General features: G+C 74.3%; 17 protein-coding genes and 1 pseudogene. 12 read left to right on the top strand and 6 right to left on the bottom strand.

The window, feature by feature from the left end; translation table 11 throughout:
• Positions 1-993 (bottom strand): aminotransferase class I/II-fold pyridoxal phosphate-dependent enzyme (locus WDV06_RS31505; RefSeq protein WP_395513219.1); only part of this gene is annotated, 993 nt, incomplete at its 3' end.
• A 179-nt stretch (positions 994-1,172) separates the two neighbouring features.
• On the opposite strand from WDV06_RS31505, the gene bioB reads away from it, so the two are divergent.
• The 4 genes from bioB to WDV06_RS31525 all read left to right on the top strand — a co-directional run bounded on the left by bioB (position 1,173) and on the right by WDV06_RS31525 (position 5,462).
• Positions 1,173-2,435 carry a biotin synthase BioB gene (bioB, locus tag WDV06_RS31510; RefSeq protein ID WP_395513220.1) on the top strand — a complete coding sequence of 421 codons (1,263 nt, stop codon included), beginning with the start codon at positions 1,173-1,175 and terminating at the stop codon, positions 2,433-2,435.
• A complete protein-coding gene (locus tag WDV06_RS31515; protein WP_395513221.1) occupies positions 2,428-3,762 on the top strand; it encodes an adenosylmethionine--8-amino-7-oxononanoate transaminase in 1,335 nt (444 codons plus the stop codon). The genes bioB and WDV06_RS31515 overlap by 8 nt, the downstream gene beginning before the upstream one ends.
• Position 3,763: 1 nt before the next feature.
• Positions 3,764-4,483 (top strand): dethiobiotin synthase, encoded by a 720-nt coding sequence (gene bioD, locus WDV06_RS31520; protein WP_395513222.1) that lies wholly within the window; start codon positions 3,764-3,766, stop codon positions 4,481-4,483.
• 319 nt (positions 4,484-4,802) lie between these two features.
• A complete protein-coding gene (locus WDV06_RS31525) occupies positions 4,803-5,462 on the top strand; it encodes a class I SAM-dependent methyltransferase (RefSeq protein WP_395513223.1) in 660 nt (219 codons plus the stop codon).
• Positions 5,463-5,502: 40 nt separating this feature from the next.
• On the opposite strand, the gene WDV06_RS31530 is transcribed toward WDV06_RS31525, so the two are convergent.
• Positions 5,503-5,928: a GNAT family N-acetyltransferase gene (locus tag WDV06_RS31530; protein ID WP_395513224.1), complete on the bottom strand. Its 426-nt coding sequence runs from the start codon at positions 5,926-5,928 to the stop codon at positions 5,503-5,505.
• Between the two features lie 235 nt (positions 5,929-6,163).
• On the opposite strand from WDV06_RS31530, the gene WDV06_RS31535 reads away from it, so the two are divergent.
• The 5 genes from WDV06_RS31535 to mug all read left to right on the top strand — a co-directional run bounded on the left by WDV06_RS31535 (position 6,164) and on the right by mug (position 11,417).
• On the top strand, positions 6,164-7,504 hold the full coding sequence (locus WDV06_RS31535) for a hemolysin family protein (RefSeq protein ID WP_395513225.1): 1,341 nt from the start codon (positions 6,164-6,166) through the stop codon (positions 7,502-7,504).
• On the top strand, positions 7,501-8,520 hold the full coding sequence (locus WDV06_RS31540; protein WP_395513226.1) for a hemolysin family protein: 1,020 nt from the start codon (positions 7,501-7,503) through the stop codon (positions 8,518-8,520). The genes WDV06_RS31535 and WDV06_RS31540 overlap by 4 nt, the downstream gene beginning before the upstream one ends.
• Positions 8,521-8,592: 72 nt before the next feature.
• The gene (locus WDV06_RS31545; protein WP_395513227.1) at positions 8,593-9,375 is read left to right on the top strand and encodes an SGNH/GDSL hydrolase family protein; all 783 of its coding nucleotides are present in this window, start codon (positions 8,593-8,595) and stop codon (positions 9,373-9,375) included.
• Between the two features lie 72 nt (positions 9,376-9,447).
• Entirely contained in the window at positions 9,448-10,881 is a 1,434-nt protein-coding gene (gene purB / locus WDV06_RS31550) for an adenylosuccinate lyase (RefSeq protein ID WP_395513228.1), read from the top strand.
• The gene (mug, locus tag WDV06_RS31555; protein WP_395513235.1) at positions 10,878-11,417 is read left to right on the top strand and encodes a G/U mismatch-specific DNA glycosylase; all 540 of its coding nucleotides are present in this window, start codon (positions 10,878-10,880) and stop codon (positions 11,415-11,417) included. Before purB ends, mug begins: the two co-directional genes overlap by 4 nt.
• Here mug and WDV06_RS31560 read toward each other — a convergent pair.
• The 3 genes from WDV06_RS31560 to WDV06_RS31570 are packed head-to-tail and all read right to left on the bottom strand — an operon-like array spanning position 11,414 to position 13,576.
• Positions 11,414-11,851, bottom strand: a complete 438-nt coding sequence (locus tag WDV06_RS31560) for a hypothetical protein (RefSeq protein WP_395513229.1) — start codon at positions 11,849-11,851, stop codon at positions 11,414-11,416. The genes mug and WDV06_RS31560 overlap by 4 nt on opposite strands.
• Before the next feature lie 40 nt (positions 11,852-11,891).
• On the bottom strand, positions 11,892-12,641 hold the full coding sequence (locus WDV06_RS31565) for an ABC transporter permease (RefSeq protein WP_395513230.1): 750 nt from the start codon (positions 12,639-12,641) through the stop codon (positions 11,892-11,894).
• A 23-nt stretch (positions 12,642-12,664) separates the two neighbouring features.
• Positions 12,665-13,576 carry an ABC transporter ATP-binding protein gene (locus WDV06_RS31570; RefSeq protein ID WP_395513231.1) on the bottom strand — a complete coding sequence of 304 codons (912 nt, stop codon included), beginning with the start codon at positions 13,574-13,576 and terminating at the stop codon, positions 12,665-12,667.
• Between the two features lie 108 nt (positions 13,577-13,684).
• Between WDV06_RS31570 and WDV06_RS31575 the strand changes: the two genes are divergently transcribed.
• The 3 genes from WDV06_RS31575 (at position 13,685) to WDV06_RS31585 (ending at position 16,750) form a co-directional block, all read left to right on the top strand.
• Positions 13,685-14,866 carry a sensor histidine kinase gene (locus WDV06_RS31575; RefSeq protein ID WP_395513232.1) on the top strand — a complete coding sequence of 394 codons (1,182 nt, stop codon included), beginning with the start codon at positions 13,685-13,687 and terminating at the stop codon, positions 14,864-14,866.
• A gap of 4 nt (positions 14,867-14,870) precedes the next feature.
• Positions 14,871-15,521, top strand: a complete 651-nt coding sequence (locus tag WDV06_RS31580) for a response regulator transcription factor (RefSeq protein WP_395513233.1) — start codon at positions 14,871-14,873, stop codon at positions 15,519-15,521.
• Between the two features lie 77 nt (positions 15,522-15,598).
• A complete protein-coding gene (locus WDV06_RS31585; protein WP_395513234.1) occupies positions 15,599-16,750 on the top strand; it encodes an ROK family transcriptional regulator in 1,152 nt (383 codons plus the stop codon).
• A gap of 120 nt (positions 16,751-16,870) precedes the next feature.
• Here WDV06_RS31585 and WDV06_RS31590 read toward each other — a convergent pair.
• Positions 16,871-17,199, bottom strand: a pseudogene (locus WDV06_RS31590) (hypothetical protein); the annotation flags it as partial.

Raw genomic sequence — 17,199 nt, forward strand, 5'->3', positions numbered from 1 at the left:
CCCCCCCCCCCCCCCCCCCCCCCCCCCCCCCCCCCCCCCCCCCCCCCCCCCCCCCCCCCCCCCCCCCCCCCCCCCGGTGAGCCCCCCGTACAGTTCGGCGGCCACCTCCCGGACCCGGGCCGCGCGCTGCGGCTCCCGCTCCAGCAGCCGCAGGCCCGCCAGCGCCGCGCCCGCGGCGGACGGAGCGAGCCCGGTGTCGAAGATGAACGCGCGGGCGGTGTTGACCAGGTGCCGGATCACCTTGGCCGGACCCAGGACCGCTCCGCCCTGGCTGCCCAGCGACTTCGAGAGGGTCATCGTCGCGACCACCCCCGGCGCCCCGGCGAGCCCGGCGGCGCGCAGGGCGCCCCGGCCGCCCTCGCCCAGCACCCCGAGCCCGTGCGCGTCGTCCACGACCAGGGCGGCGCCCGCCTCCCGGCAGGCGGCGGCGTACGCGGCGAGCGGAGCGGCGTCCCCGTCGACCGAGAACACCGAGTCGGTCACCAGCAGGGCGCGGCCCGCGTGCCCGGCGAGGGCCTTGCGGACCTGCTCCACGTCGCCGTGCGGGGTCACCTCGACCTCCGCGCGCGAGAGCCGGCAGCCGTCGACGATCGAGGCGTGGTTCCCGGCGTCGGAGACGACCCGCGCGCCCCGGCCGCTCAGCGCGGTCACCGCGGCGAGATTGGCGGCATATCCGGACGAGAACACCAAGGCCGCCTCGAAACCGGCGAAAGCGGCCAGTTCCCGCTCCAGTTCGGTGTGCAGCTCGGTCGTTCCCGTGACCAGGCGCGAACCGGTGGCCCCCGCACCCCACCGCTCGGCCGCCGCACAGGCACCGCGGACGGTCTCGGGGTGCCGGGAGAGGCCGAGGTAGTCGTTGCTCGCGAGGTCCAGGAGGGGCGATCCGGCGGGGCGCGGGCGCAGCGTCCGCACCAGTCCCGCCTCCTCGCGCCGCCGCTCCGCGCCGTCGATCCAGGCGAAGACGTCCTCGGGTTCCGGGCTGGGCTGGGTCATCGGCGTCCTCGCGTCGCGTCTCACGATGTGTCTCGCGTTTTGTCGGCAGTCGACAGATCTGCTCGACCCTATCCGGACGTGACCCGAGGGGCCGGTGTGGCGATCCACACACTCCCTTCCGGCCATGTTGTCCGATCTCTCCTTGGCCGGGAGTGGTCGCGTGGGACAGGATCGGGCGCATGGACCTGCTGAACACCCTGGTGGACAAGGGGCTGCGGCGCGAGCTGCCGACCCGTGAAGAGGCGCTCGCCGTACTGGCGACCTCCGACGACGAACTGCTCGACGTGGTGGCCGCGGCCGGCAAGGTGCGCCGCCAGTGGTTCGGGCGTCGCGTCAAGCTGAACTACCTGGTCAACCTGAAGTCGGGGCTCTGCCCCGAGGACTGCTCGTACTGCTCCCAGCGCCTGGGGTCGAAGGCCGAGATCCTCAAGTACACGTGGCTGAAGCCGGACGAGGCCTCCCGGGCCGCGGCGGCCGGCGTCGCCGGCGGCGCCAAGCGCGTCTGTCTCGTGGCGAGCGGCCGCGGTCCGACGGACCGCGACGTGGCCCGCGTCGGCGAGACGATCGCCGCGATCAAGGAGCAGAACGAGGGCGTGGAGGTGTGCGCCTGCCTGGGTCTGCTCTCCGACGGCCAGGCCGAGAAGCTGCGCGACGCGGGTGCGGATGCCTACAACCACAACCTCAACACCTCCGAGGCCACGTACGGGCAGATCACCAAGACGCACACCTACGCGGACCGCGTGGACACCGTGCAGAAGGCGCACGCGGCGGGTCTGTCGGCCTGCTCCGGTCTGATCGCCGGCATGGGCGAGAGCGACGAGGACCTGGTCGACGTCGTCTTCTCGCTGCGCGAGCTGGACTCCGACTCCGTGCCGGTCAACTTCCTGATCCCCTTCGAGGGCACCCCGCTGGCCAAGGAGTGGAACCTCACCCCGCAGCGCTGCCTGCGGATCCTGGCGATGGTCCGGTTCGTCTGCCCCGACGTGGAGGTCCGCATCGCCGGCGGCCGCGAGGTGCACCTGCGCTCGATGCAGCCGCTCGCCCTGCACATCGCCAACTCCATCTTCCTCGGCGACTACCTCACCAGTGAGGGCCAGGCCGGCCAGGCCGACCTCGACATGATCGCGGACGCCGGCTTCGAGGTGGAGGGCGCCGGCACCACCACCCTGCCCGCGCACCGCGCCGACGCCGCCGAGGCGGCGGCCGCGGCCCACGCCGGCGGTGTCTGCGGCTCGGCGGCGGGCTCCGGCGGCTGCGGTCCGGCGGCGGACGCCGAGGCCCCCGGCTGCGGTTCGGCCTGCGGCGGGTGCTCCGGTCACGCTCCCGCGCAGGAGGCCCCCGCGCAGGCCGCTCCGGCCCAGGCGGAGCCCGGCGAGGTGCGTCCGGACCTGGTGGCGGTGCGCCGGCGCGGCGCGGGGACGGATCTCGCCCCCAATGCGTGACCCGTACCCCCTGCACGACCCGCTCGACGCCGCCTCGTCCACGGCCGGCCTGCTGGCCCTGGACCGGCAGCACGTCTGGCACCCGTACGGTCCGATGCCCGGGCGGCAGGAGGCCCTCGTGGTCTCCTCCGCCTCGGGCGTCCGGCTGCGGCTCGCCGCCCCGGCGCAGGGGCGGGAGGAGCTCGTCGACGGGATGTCCTCCTGGTGGTCGGCCATCCACGGCTACAACCACCCGGCGCTGAACGAGGCGGCCACCGCCCAGCTGGGCCGGATGTCGCACGTGATGTTCGGCGGGCTCACGCACGAGCCCGCCGTGCGGCTGGCCGCCCGGCTGGTGGAGATCACCCCGCCCGGGCTGGAGCACGTCTTCCTCGCGGACTCCGGTTCGGTGTCCGTCGAGGTCGCCGTCAAGATGTGCCTGCAGTACTGGCGTTCGCTGGGGCGGACGGGCAAGACCCGGCTGATGACCTGGCGCGGCGGCTACCACGGCGACACGTGGCAGCCGATGGCCGTCTGCGATCCCGAGGGCGGCATGCACGAGCTGTGGCAGGGCCACCTGCCCCAGCAGGTCTTCGCGGACGCCCCGCCCGGGGACTTCGACTCCCCCGTGGACCCGGCGTACGCCGACCACCTGCGCTCCCTGGTCGCCGCGCACGCGGACGAGCTGGCCGCGGTGATCGTGGAGCCGGTGGTGCAGGGCGCGGGCGGCATGCGCTTCCACAATCCGGGCTACCTGCGGGTGCTGCGCGAGCTGTGCGACGAGTACGGGGTGCTGCTGGTGCTCGACGAGATCGCGACCGGCTTCGGCCGGACCGGCGCGCTCTTCGCGGCCGGCCACGCGGGGATCACCCCGGACGTGATGTGCCTCGGCAAGTCCCTGACGGGCGGCTACCTCACGCTCGCCGCCACCCTGTGCACCGGGAAGGTCGCCGACGGGATCTCGCGGGGCGAGGTGCCGGTGCTGGCGCACGGGCCGACCTTCATGGGCAACCCCCTCGCCACGGCCGTGGCCCTGGCCTCCGTCGACCTGCTCCTCGGCCAGGACTGGGCGGGCGAGGTCAAGCGGATCGAGGCGGGCCTGCGCGAAGGGCTCGCGGAGGCCTCCGGGCAGCCGGGGGTCGAGGACGTACGGGTGCTGGGCGCGATCGGCGTGATCCAGCTCGACCACCCGGTCGACGTGTGGGCCGCCACCCGGGCCGCGGTGCGGGAGGGCGTGTGGCTGCGCCCGTTCCGCGACCTGATCTACACCATGCCGCCATTCGTCACCGGCGACGCGGATGTCGCCCGTATCTGCCGCGCGGCCGTCGCCGCGGCCCGGGAGGGCTGAGATGTCCGTGATCGTCGTGTCCGGAACGGGCACGGAAATCGGCAAGACGGTGGTCACGTCGGCCATCGCGGCGGCCGCGGTGGCGGCCGGGCGTTCGGTGGCGGTGCTCAAGCCGGCGCAGACCGGCGTGGGGCCGGACGAGCCGGGGGACGCGGCCGAAGCCGTACGCCTGGCCGGTCCGTCCGTGACGGCGCTGGAGCTGGCCCGCTACCCCGAGCCGCTGGCCCCGGACACCGCCGCGCGGCGCGCCGGGCTGCCGACCCTCGCTCCGTCGCGGATCGCCGAGGCGGCCGCGGAGCTGGCCCGGACGCACGAACTGGTGCTGGTGGAGGGTGCGGGCGGGCTGCTGGTCCGCTTCGACGAGCAGGGCCACACCCTGGCCGACGCGGCACGGCTGCTGGCGGCACCGGTGCTGGTGGTGGCCCCGGCGGGGCTCGGCACCCTCAACTCCACGGCCCTGACGGCGGAGGCCCTGACCGCGCGCGGGCTGCGGGGGCTCGGCGTGGTGGTGGGCAGCTGGCCGGACTCCCCCGACCTGGCCTCCCGCTGCAACCTGGCCGACCTCCCCGAGGTCTCAGGCCTCCCGCTCCTCGGCGCCGTCCCGCAGGGCTCGGGCACCCTGCCCCCGGCCGCCTTCCGCACGGCCTCCCCGACCTGGCTGGCTCCGGCCCTGGGCGGCACGTGGTCTGCGGACGCCTTCCTGACCGCCTGGCCGGCCTGACGCCCTCCCGGGGCGGGCGGACACCGGAGGCGATCCCTCCTCCGCCCGGCCGGCACGGGAGCTTCCCGGGCCCGGCGGGGCCGCTCTCGCGGGCCTGCAGGGACTTCGCACGTCCCGGCGGGGCGGTCCCGCGCCCTTGCGGGGCGGTCGCACCACCGGGACGTGCGGCCCCCGGGTCGGCGGGGCGGTCCCGAGCGTCGGCGGGGCGGTCCCGGGGATCGGGCCGGGCGGTTTGGCGGGTCTGGCGGGTGGGGAACAGGCCCCGGAGGGTACACGTGTGTCCGTCCGTCAGCCCCCGATCCGCGCCCGGAGGCCGCCCATGCCCGCACAAGCCCCCGATTCCGTCCACCACCCCTGCTTCGCCCGCTTCTACGCCCGCGCCAGCACGGCCGCCGAGACCCGGGCCGGGATCGGAGCCCTGCGCGAGGAGCTCCTGCGCGGGGTGTCCGGCCGCGTCATCGAGATCGGCGCGGGCAACGGCCTGAACTTCGCGCACTACCCCCGCTCCGTCTCCGAGGTCGTCGCCGTGGAACCGGAGCGCACCCTGCGCCGCCTCGCGGCCTCCGCCGCGCTGCGCGCCGAGGTGCCGGTGGACCTCGTACCCGGTGTCGCCGAGGCCCTGCCCGTCAAGAGCGAGGCCTTCGACGCCGCCGTCGCCTCGCTGGTGCTGTGCACCGTACGGAACCTTCCGCGCGCCCTCGGCGAACTGCACCGCGTGCTGCGCCCCGGCGCCGAGCTGCGCTTCCTGGAACACGGGATCGCCCCCGGCCCCGGTATGGCCTCCGTGCAGCGGGCGCTCGACCGGACGGTCTGGCCCCGCCTGTTCGGCGGCTGCCACACCGCCCGCGACCCGCTCGCCGCGATCGAGGCGGCCGGCTTCCGGATCACCTCGCACCGCTCCTTCCGCCTGCCCGAGCGAGGCCCGTCCCTGCCCACCTCGTACTGCGTCATCGGCTCGGCCCGGCGCTCCCACGACTGACGGCGCCCCACCCGGCCGGCGGACCGCGCCGGACGGGCCGTCACCCGTTCAGCGGCTTGACCCAGCGGGTCCAGATCTCCTCGGGGTGGTAGCCGGCCGCGTCCCACGCCCCGTGCGCCTGCGCGTTCCCGTCGAGCACCATCGCGTCGGCGCGCCGGCCGCCGAGCTCCCCGAACCGCTCCTCGGCCGCGGCCAGCAGCGCGGAGCCGATCCCCTGCCGGCGGTGCGCGGGGTGGACCGCGAGCCGGTACAGGTGGCAGCGCCAGCCGTCGAACCCCGCGATGACGGTGCCGACCAGCTCCCCGTCGCGCCGGGCGAGCAGCAGGGCCTCCGGGTCGCGGGTGTGCAGCCGCTCGATTCCGGCCAGGTCGTCGCTGATGCTCGTGCCCTTGGCAGCGGTCTTCCAGAAGTCCAGCACGGCGGGCAGGTCCGCGGCGGCCGCAGGCCCGAGGTGAAGATCGTCCATGCGGTGATCCCACCATCCGCGCATACTCGGCCAAAAGGAGGAGCCATTCCCTTTGCCTTTCCTTTACCATGTGGCCAGGGCCCCTCCCGGGCCCCTCGGCACCCGTCCGATCCCTCCCGACCGAAAGGTGTGAGCGTCCGCCCATGGGCGAGCCTCCCAGTCACCGGCACTCCCGCGCGCGACATCGCGCGGCACCCCCTCCCCTGGCCGATCATGGGACGGAGGTGATCGACCGATGACCGAAGTGCTCCTGCTCGTCGTGGCGCTGCTGCTCTGCCTTGCCTGCGGGGTCTTCGTCGCCGCCGAGTTCTCGCTGACCACCGTCGAGCGCAGCGAGCTCGAACGGGCCGTCGAGCGCGGCGAGCGCGGCGCGGAGAGCGCCCTGGCCGCCGTCCGCAGCCTGACCTTCCAGCTCTCCGGCGCCCAGCTCGGCATCACCGTGACCGGCCTGGTCATCGGCATGATCTCCAAGCCGTCCATCGCCGCGCTGCTCACGGGCCCCTTCCAGGCCATGGGCCTGTCCGCCGCGGCCGCCTCCTCCACCGCCCTGGTCCTCGGCACCGTCCTGTCGACCGTGGTGCTGATGGTCGTGGGCGAGCTGGTCCCCAAGAACTGGGCCATCTCCTCCCCCCTGGCGGTCGCCAAGCGCGTGGCGACCATGCAGCGGGTCTTCAGCCGCACCTTCCGGCCGCTGATCAGCCACCTCAACACCACCGCGAACCACCTGGTGCGCCGGCTGGGGATGGAGCCCGCCGAGGAGCTGGCCTCCGCCCGCAGCCCCGAGGAGCTGGTGGCCCTGGCCCGGCACTCCGCCAAGGCGGGCGCGCTGGAGAAGGACACGGCGGAGCTGTTCGTGCGGACGCTGAACCTGGCCGACCTGACCGCCGAGAACGTGATGACCCCGCGCGTGCAGGTCACGGCCCTCGACGTACAAACCACCGCCGAGGACGTGGCCAACGCGACCAGGGCCACCGGCCTGTCCCGGTTCCCCGTCTACCGGGGCAGCCTGGACACCGTCGTCGGGACCGTCCACATCAAGGACGTCCTGGCCCTGCCCGCCGAGGAGCGCCGCCGGCACCCGGTGTCGCGGCTGCTGCGCGAGCCCCTCCTCGTACCGGAGTCGCTGACCGTGGACCGGCTGCTGGACCGGCTGTCCGGCAGGCAGACGATGGCCGTGGTGATCGACGAGTACGGCGGCACGGCCGGCGTGGCCACTCTGGAGGACATCGTGGAGGAGGTCGTCGGCGAGGTGCGCGACGAGCACGACCCGCACGAGACCTCCGACCTGGCGCCGGCCGGCACGGACGAGTCAGGCCGCGCCCTGTACTCCGCCGACGGCGCCGCCCGCACCGACCAGCTCCGGCGGATCGGACTGCGGGTGCCCGAGGGCCCGTACGAGACTCTGGCCGGCCTCATAGCCGCCGAACTGGGCCGGATCCCGGCCGTCGGGGACCGGATGGAGCTGGACGGCTGGCGGCTGGACGTGGTGGACGCGAGCGGCCGCCGCGCCGCGCGCGTGCTGCTGCACGCACCGGCCGAGGAGCCCGGCGACGAGCGCCCGGAGGGGGACCGATGACCGCGATCCAGCTGCTGATCGGCCTGGCGACGCTGGTCGTCAACGCCTTCTTCGTCGGCGCGGAGTTCGCGCTGATCTCGGTCCGGCGCAGCCAGATCGAGCCGTACGCCGAGCAGGGCGACCGGCGCGCCCGCGCGGTCGTGTGGGGCCTGGAGCACGTGTCGGCGCTGATGGCGGCCGCCCAGCTGGGCATCACCCTGTGCACCCTGGTGCTGGGCGTGGTGGCCGAGCCGGCCATCGCGCACCTGCTGAGCCCGCTGCTCGACGCCGTCGGGGTGCCGTCCGGGGTGACGCACGCGATCTCCTTCGTGATCGCGCTGGCTCTGGCCACCTACCTGCACATGCTGTTCGGCGAGATGGTGCCGAAGAACGTGGCGCTGGCGGAGCCGGTGCGCACGGCGCTGCTGCTGGGCCCGCCGCTGGTGGCGATGACCCATGCGCTCAAGCCCGTCATCTTCGCGATCAACGCCTTCGCCAACGCCCTGTTGCGGCTGCTGCGGGTGGACGCGAAGGACGAGGTCGCGGCCACCTTCTCGGACGACGAGCTGGCCCGGATGGTCAAGGACTCCAGCGACGCCGGGCTGATCGACGGGCGGGCGAGCGAGCGGCTGCACGACGCCCTGGAACTGGGGCGGCGGCCCGTGGCCGACGTGGTGCTGCCGATGGACCGGGTGGTCACGGCCCGGCAGGGGATCACCGCCGCCGGACTGGAGCGGCTGTCGGCGGAGTCGGGCTACTCCCGCTTCCCAGTGGTCGACGGACAGCGGCGGATCCTCGGCTACCTGCACGTCAAGGACGCCCTCGACGTGGTGGAGCGGGACCGGCCCTTCCCGGTGGCCGAGCTGCGCCCGATCGCCCAGGTGCGGGCGGAGACCCCGCTGGACGACGTGCTGACCGCCATGCGGGCCAGCCGTACCCACCTGGCGGCGGTCCTCGGGGCGGACGGGGCCATGACGGGGCTGGTGACGATGGAGGACGTCCTGCGCGAGCTCTTCGGCAAGCCCGCCCCGGCCTGACCTCCGGGGCACGGGCCGGTCCCGTCCCCGGCCCTGCGGGGCCGGGGTACCGCGCGGTAGCATCGCTCCGCCATGGAGATGAATGCGCCATACACCAGTTTCGTCGCGGTCGGGGACTCCTTCACCGAAGGGATGTCCGACCTGCTCCCGGACGGCTCCTACCGGGGCTGGGCCGACCTCCTCGCCGCCCGCCTGGCGGCGCGCGAGCCGGGCTTCCGGTACGCGAACCTCGCCGTGCGCGGGAAGCTGATCGGGCAGATCGCCGAGGAGCAGGCCCCGGCCGCCGCGGCGATGGGCGCGGACGTGGTGACGCTGGTGGGCGGGCTGAACGACGCGCTGCGGCCCAAGGTGGACATGGGGCGCGTGCGCGGCCACCTGGAGGCCGCGGTGGAGCTGCTGGCCCCGTCCTGCGGGCGGCTCGTCCTGATGCGCTCGCCGGGCCGGCACGGCCCGGTGATGGAACGTTTCCGGCCTCGGATGGAGGAGCTCTTCGGCATCCTGGAGGAGCTCTCCGCGCGCCACGGCGCCCTGCTGGTGGACCTGTACGGGGCTCCGGCGCTCGGGGACCCGCGCCTGTGGGACGCCGACCGGCTGCATCTGACGGCCGAGGGCCACCGGCGGGTGGCGGAGGCCGTCTGGCAGGCCCTCGGGCTGCCCGCCGAGGAGGACTGGACGCGGTCCCTGCCGGCCGCCCCCGCGCCGGGCTGGGCCGTGCGGCGCACCGAGGACCTCCGCTTCGCCAGGCGGCACCTGCTGCCCTGGATCGGCCGCCGCCTGACGGGCCGCTCGTCCGGAGACGGCCGCCCGCCGAAGCGTCCGGAGCTTCTGCCCTACGCGACCCCGCCGCTCTTGTAGCAAGCCACAATTGCGGGCGGTGCCCCCACCTGCGTAAACGCACAGCTCCGGCCCCCAGTAGAATCCCTACACGTGACAGCCAAGCCCCGCATCCCCAATGTCCTGGCCGGCCGCTACGCCTCCGCGGAGCTCGCCGTCCTGTGGTCCCCCGAGTACAAGGTGACGCTGGAGCGGCGGCTGTGGCTCGCCGTCCTGCGCGCCCAGAAGGACCTCGGCATCGAGGTCCCGGACGCCGCCCTCGCCGACTACGAGCGCGTCCTGGAGACCGTCGACCTCGCCTCCATCGCCGAGCGCGAGAAGGTCACCCGGCACGACGTGAAGGCCCGGATCGAGGAGTTCAACGCCCTCGCCGGCCACGAGCACGTCCACAAGGGCATGACCTCCCGCGACCTCACCGAGAACGTCGAGCAGCTGCAGATCCGGCTCTCGCTGGAGCTGGCCCGCGACCGCACCGTCGCCGTACTCGCCCGCCTGGGCAAGCTCGCCGGCGAGCACGCCGAGCTGGTCATGGCCGGCCGGTCCCACAATGTCGCCGCGCAGGCCACCACGCTGGGCAAGCGCTTCGCGACCGCCGCCGACGAGCTGCTGGTCGCCTACGACCGCCTGGAGAACCTGCTCGCGCGCTACCCGCTGCGCGGGATCAAGGGCCCGGTCGGCACCGCCCAGGACATGCTCGACCTGCTGGGCGGCGACGCCGCCAAGCTGGCCGACCTGGAGCAGCGGATCGCCGCCCACCTCGGCTTCTCCCAGGCCTTCACCTCGGTCGGCCAGGTCTACCCCCGCTCCCTCGACTACGACGTGGTCACCGCCCTGGTGCAGCTGGCGGCCGCCCCGTCGTCGATCGCGAAGACGATCCGCCTGATGGCGGGCCACGAGCTGGTCACCGAGGGCTTCAAGCCCGGCCAGGTCGGCTCCTCCGCGATGCCGCACAAGATGAACACCCGCTCCTGCGAGCGCGTGAACGGCCTGATGGTCATCCTGCGCGGCTACGCCTCGATGACGGGCGAGCTGGCCGGCGACCAGTGGAACGAGGGCGACGTCTCCTGCTCCGTCGTCCGCCGCGTGGCCCTGCCGGACGCCTTCTTCGCCTTCGACGGCCTGCTGGAGACCTTCCTGACGGTCCTCGACGAGTTCGGGGCCTTCCCGGCCGTCGTGGCCCGCGAGCTGGACCGCTACCTGCCGTTCCTCGCGACCACCAAGGTGCTGATGGGCGCGGTGCGCGCCGGTGTGGGCCGCGAGGCCGCACACGAGGTCATCAAGGAGCACGCGGTCGCCTCCGCCCTGGCCATGCGCGAGCGGGGCGCGGAGCGCAACGAGCTCCTCGACAAGCTCGCGGCCGACGACCGGATGCCGCTGGACCGCGCTCAGCTGGACGCCCTGATGGCCGACAAGCTGTCCTTCACGGGCGCCGCGGGCGATCAGGTCGCCCACGTGGTCTCCCGTATCGAGGCCATCGCCAAGGAGCACCCGGACGCCGCCGGGTACGCCCCCGGGTCGATCCTCTGACCCCCGAAGAGCTCGAAGCCGCCCGCGACCGCGTCCTCCCCGACGTGGTCGCGGGCGGTCTGCGTGTGCTGTTCTGCGGTATCAACCCGGGACTCCTCTCCGCCGCGACGGGCCACCACTTCGCCCGCCCGGGCAACCGCTTCTGGCCGGTCCTGCACCTGTCCGGCTTCACCCCCCGCCTGCTGGCCCCCGCCGAGCAGGAGGAACTGCTCGCCCACGGCCTGGGTATCACCAATGTCGTCGCCCGGGCCACCGCCCGCGCCGACGAGCTGAGCGCCGAGGAGTACCGCGAGGGCGGCCGGATCCTGACGGCGAAGGTGGAACGGCTGCGCCCCCGGTGGCTGGCCGTGGTGGGGATCACCGCCTACCGCACGGCGTTCGGCGAGCCCCGAGCCGTCATCGGCCCCCAGGAACGCACCATCGGCACCACCCGCATCTGGGCACTGCCCAACCCGAGCGGCCTCAACGCCCACTGGACGGCGGCGTCCATGGCCGAGGAGTTCGCCCGGCTCCGCGAGGCCGCGGAGGGCCTCTAGGGCGGGTCGACGACGGTGACCCCCGCCATCAGCAGGTAGGGGAACTCCGCCTCCCACCGGGCGACGTACACCACCACCCACCGCTCCCCGACCCGCCACAGGTGCACGTGGTCGGTGGTGTGGGAGACCTCGTCCCAGGGCTGCGGTATCTCCTCCCCCGCGAACGCCCGGTCCAGCAGCGAGCCGACCGCGAAGACCTGCGGCTCGCCCCACCGGTCGGTCAGCGCCTGGGTCAGGGCCCCGTATTCGGCGTCGATCTGTTCGGCTTCCTCGTCCCGGCCGGAACCGTCGTCGTCCCAGAGGTCCCGGGTCCGGCCGAGCAGGACGAGACGGTGTCCCGGCCCGGCGCTGTGCCCTGGATCTCCCTCCCTCCCCGTCGGGAACTCCCCGGCCCGGAGCCGGTCGATCGTGTCGAGGTGCTCTGCCGTGGTCATGCCGTCAGTATTCCGGCGGCCACTGACAACTGGTCCTGCGTCACGCGGCCCTGCGCCGAACCGCCAGCCAGCCGCCGGTCAGTGAGGCGCCCGTCCACAGGGCCAGCACGCCCAGCCCGCTCCACGGCCCGAGCCGGCCGTCGGCCTGACCGTGCATCACCAGCTGCCCGGCCCGGTCCGGCAGGAACTCGGCCGGCCCGCCGGTGGCGGCGCCGACGATGAAGGACACCATCAGCACGAAGGGTATGAGCAGGCTCAGCACGAGCGCTCCACTGCGGAGTACAGCGGTCAGTCCGGCCGCGAACAAGGCGATCAGGGTGAGGTACAGGCCGCTGCCGACGATCGAGCGGTAGGTGCCGGGATCGCCGAGGTGGATGGCGTACGGGCCCATGAAGGCCTGGCCGGCGACGAAGGTGAGCAAGCCGGTGACCTGGCCGACGACCAGGGCGAGTCCGCCGATCACGGCCATCTTCGACAGGTAGAAGCGGGTACGGCCGGGGACCGCCGCCAGCGAGGTGCGCAGGGCGCCGTTGTGGAACTCGGCGGACAGGACGGTCGTGCCGAAGGCCATGGCGGCGATCTGGCCCCAGAGGATCCCGTAGTAGGCCGCGAAGAGGGGGTCCTCCCCCAGGGCGCCTCTCTCGGCCCGGCCTATGGCGGCGGCGGCCAGCGCCTGGATGCCGGCTGTCGCGGCCAGGATGGTGATCAGGGCCGCGAAGCTGCCTCGCAGGGACCGTATCTTGATCCATTCCGAGTGCAGGACGGGGCGGGTGGGCAGGGCGGTGCTCATGCGGTGCCTCCTTCGGGCGGGGGTCAGCGGGTGGCGGCGAACTGGGCGTGTTCGGCGGTCAGATCGAGGTAGGCCTGTTCCAGTGAGACCCGTTCGTCGGCGAGTTCCAGGACCGGGACCCCCTCACCGGCGGCGATCCGGCCGAGCCGCTCGGCCTGTATGCCCTCGACCGTCCAGCGCCCGCCGCCGGCGCCGGTCAGCTCGAACCCCTGCCGGGACAGGGCCGCCCGGAGCCGGTCCGGCTCGGAGGTGCGCAACCGCACCCGCGGGGTGCTGCGGGCGTCGATGAACTCCTCCATGGAAGTGTCGGCCAGCAGGCGGCCCCGTCCGAGGACGACCAGGTGGTCGGCGAAGGCCGCGGTCTCCGACATCAGATGGCTGGAGACCAGGACCGTACGGCCGTCGGCGGCCAGCTCGCGCAGCAGTTCGCGGATCCAGACGATGCCCTCCGGGTCGAGGCCGTTGGTGGGCTCGTCCAGCAGCAGCACCTCCGGGTCGCCCAGCAGGGCCGAGGCGATGCCGAGGCGCTGGCGCATGCCGAGGGAGAAGGACTTGATGCGCCGGTCGGCCACCGAAGCGATACCGGTCTGCTCCATGACCTCCTGGACCCGGCCCTCCGGGATGCGGCCGGCGGCCGCGAGCACGCGCAGGTGGTCCCGCGCGGTCCGCCCGCCGTGCGCCGCCTGGGCGTCCAGGAGCGCTCCGACCCGGCGCAGCGGGTCCTGGAGGTCGCGGTAGCGCTGTCCGCCGACGGTGGCCGTGCCGGAGGTCGGGCGGTCCAGGCCGAGCAGCAGGCGCATGGTGGTCGACTTCCCGGCCCCGTTGGGTCCGAGGAAGCCGGTGACCCGGCCGGGCAGGACGTCGAAGGTGAGGTGGTCGACGGCGCGGGAGGCGCCGTATGACTTGGTCAGTTCTCGGAACTCGATGCTGTTCATGGCTCCAGACTCCTCGCCGGTCCCCACCCCCTCCCTCCCCCATGCGAGGGTCCCGTCTCCCCCGTACGGGGGAGACGCCCGGTGAGGGGGCGCTGCGACGATGAGGGCATGTACCGACTTCTGCGCGCTCCGTTCCAACCGGTGACGTATTCCCGCTGGTTGCACCTGTGCGTGCCCGTGCTGCTGTTGGCCGTCTGGCTGTTCATAGACCCCGACAAGCCGTGGATGCCGCTGGTGATCGTGGTGCCGTTCGGGTTCGTCCCGTGGGTGCGGACGGCCGAGGGGCTCCAGGCCCGGTTCCTGCTCGTCCCGTACGAGGGGGACGGCGCGGACGCCACGATAAGCGCGGAGCCGTCCGCCCGCTGGGCCGACCGCTGGCGGACCCTGCTGTGGCTGGAGACCAGGATGCTCTTCGCCGCGGTCGCCCTGGGGGCCACGGTCTGGCTGCCGGTCATCACCGTCGACCTCATCAGCCTGGCCTGCGGGCACGGGCCGAACGGGGAGCTGGAGCGGCTCCTGCCGGACGGGGTCGCCCCGTGGGCGGCGGCGGCGTTGGCGCCCCTTCCCCTGGTCCTGCTGATGGTGGTCGTGTTCGTACTCGGCGAGCTGGTCACCCTGGTGGCCGGACGGCTGCTGGGGCCGTCGGCGGCGCAGCGGCTCACGGCGCTGGAGGCGCGTACGGAGCAGTTGCTGGAGCGGACCCGCATCGCGCGCGAGCTCCACGACTCCATCGGGCACGCGCTGACCGTCGCCGTGGTCCAGGCGGGGGCGGCGCGGGCCGCCGGCGATCCGGAGTTCACCGACCGCGCGCTGCAGGCGATCGAGGAGACGGGGCGGGCCGCGCTGGAGGACCTGGAGCGGGTGCTGCTGGTGCTGCGGGAGTCCGCGCAGCCCGCCTCCCAGCGGCCGACGCTGGCGGAGGCGGACCGGCTGCTGGAGTCGGCCCGCGCCTCGGGGGCTGCGGTGGACGCCGAACTGAGGGGCCCGCTGGAGAAGTTGCCCGGCCCCGTCACCCGGGAGGGGTACCGGATCCTGCAGGAGGCGCTCACGAACGTGCTGCGGCACTGCGGCCCCGTCCCCGTCCGCGTACGGGTCGAGATGGGCGAGGGCCGGCTGGAGCTGGAGGTGACGAACCCGCTGCCGGACCGCCCTTCGTTCAGCACGGGAGGGGGGAACGGGCTGCGCGGCATGCGGGAGCGGGCGTCGCTGCTGGGCGGCCGGGCCGACACCGGTCCGCACGACGGCGGTTGGAGGGTGCGGGCGCGGCTTCCGCTGGAGCGAATACGCTGAGCGGATGCCGGTAACCGTACTGCTCGTCGACGACGAACCCCTGGTGCGCGCGGGTCTGCGCGCCGTCCTGGACGCCCAGCCCGACATCGAGGTGGTGGGTGAGGCCGCGGACGGAGCGTCGGTCGTCCCCCTGGTCCGCCGGCTGCGGCCGGACGTGGTGGCGATGGACGTGCGGATGCCGCTGCTCGACGGCATCGAGGCGACCCGGGCGGTCCTGCGTTCGGTGGACTCGCCTCCGAAGATCATCGTGGTGACGACCTTCGAGAACGACGAGTACGTCTACCAGGCGCTGCGCGCGGGGGCGGACGGGTTCCTCTTGAAGCGGTCCCGGCCCGCGGAGATCGTGCACGCGGTGCGGCTGGTGGCGGAGGGGGAGTCGCTGCTGTTCCCCTCCGCCGTACGGTCCCTGGCCGCCGAGTACGGCAACCGGCAGGCCCGGGCCGTCCTGGAGCGGGCGGCGCTGACGGAGCGGGAGGAGGGTGTCCTGCGGCTGATGGCGCGCGGGCTGACCAACGTGGAGATCGCCCGCGAGCTGATCGTGGGCACGGAGACGGTCAAGTCACACGTCAGCGCGATCCTGGGCAAGCTGGGGGCGCGTGACCGGACCCAGGCGGTGATCACCGCGTACGAGTCCGGATTCGTCTCTCCGGCCTGAGGGGGGCCGCTCCTCGCCGAGCCGCCGCGGGCGCAGTACGATCCGGCTGACAGGGCCGCTAGCTGGGAGGACACACGTTGGGGCAGCTGACCGGCGGGGATCCCTCTCTGCTCAGGCGGATCAATTCGGCCGTGGTGCTGCGCGCACTGCGCGCGGCCGAATCGCCGACGCTCACCGACCTCACCCGGGTGACCGGGCTCTCCCGCCCGACGGTCGAGGGGGTGGTGGAGGGGCTGATGGGCGCCGGCCTGGTGGTGGAGGCCGAGGCCGAGGAAGGCGCGCGGCGGCAGGGCCGTCCGGCCAGGAGGTTCCGCTTCCGGGCCGAGGCCGGGCACCTGCTCGGCATCGAGATCGGCTCGCACCGGATCGCCGTGCTGCTGTCCGGGCTGGACGGCCGGGTGATCGGGGCCGGCACGAAGGACGTGTCCGAGACCGCGTCGGCCGACGAGCGGCTGGAGCGGGTCAGGGCGGCGGTGGCCGATCTGCTCCGCCGGGCCGGCATCCCGCGCGACTCGCTGCGGGCGGTCGGGGTCGGCAGCCCCGGAATCGTGGAGGCCGACGGCACGGTCCGCCTCGGGACCGCCCTGCCCGGCTGGACCGGCCTGCCCCTGGGCGAGCGGCTGCGCCGCTCCTTCCGCTGCCCGGTCCGGGTGGAGAACGACGCCAACGCGGCGGCCGTCGCCGAGCATTGGAAGGGCGCGGCGCGGGACACCGACGACATGGTGTTCGTGATGGCCGGGCTCAGCCCGGGCGCGGGCTCCCTGATCGGCGGCCGGCTGCACCGGGGTTTCGGCGGGGCGGCGGGCGAGATCGGCGCGCTGCACCTGCTGGGTCGGGAGGCCACCCCGGAACGGCTGCTGTCGACGACGGGCGAACCGCTGCACCCGCTGGACGAACCGGCGGTCGCCGAGGTCTTCGCGATGGCCAGACGGGGCGACGAGCGGGCGGTGGCCGCGGTGGAACGGTTCCTCCAGCGGCTGGTGCACGACGTGGCGGCGCTGGTCCTGGCGATGGATCCGGAGCTGGTGGTGGTCGGCGGGTGGGCGGCCGGCCTGGACGGGGTGCTCGATCCGCTGCGGCGGGAGCTGGAGCGTTACTGCCTGCGGCCGCCGAGGGTGGCCCTGTCGCTGCTGGGTGAGGCCGCGGTGGCCACGGGGGCGTTGCGGCTCGCGCTGGACCACGTGGAGCAGGAGCTGTTCGCGGTGGAGAAGACCGTCACCGCCTGGTGACCGCGCCCGTTCGCCGGCCGGGGCTCCGCCCCTGACCCGCCCCGCGCTGTGCGCGCCGCAAACGCGGGCGGGACCGGAGTGTCGCAGTGCGACATCCGGCCCCGCCCGCGGTGCGCTCGGTCAGGAGGCGGCCCGGGTCTCGGTGATTTCCATGCCCGTGTCGCCGAAGGTCAGGCGGCAGGTGTCGGCGCGGTAGGTGGCCACCGAGACCGCGGCCGTGCCCTCGGCCGTGAAGTAGCGGGTGGTGACCAGGAGCACCGGGGCGCCCGGCAGCCGGTCCAGTTCCTTGGCGTCGTCGGCTCGGGCGGAGCCCAGCTCCACCGAGCGGTCCTGCCCGTCCAGCGCGAGCCGCTGGAGTTCCCGCAGGACGGCGCGGGGGGGGGGGGGGGGGGGGGGGGGGGGGGGGGGGGGGGGGGGGGGGGGGGGGGGGGGGGGGGGGGGCGGGGGGG

It is taken from the genome of Streptomyces racemochromogenes (genome assembly GCF_044129415.1).
Classification (GTDB): domain Bacteria; phylum Actinomycetota; class Actinomycetes; order Streptomycetales; family Streptomycetaceae; genus Streptomyces; species Streptomyces racemochromogenes_A.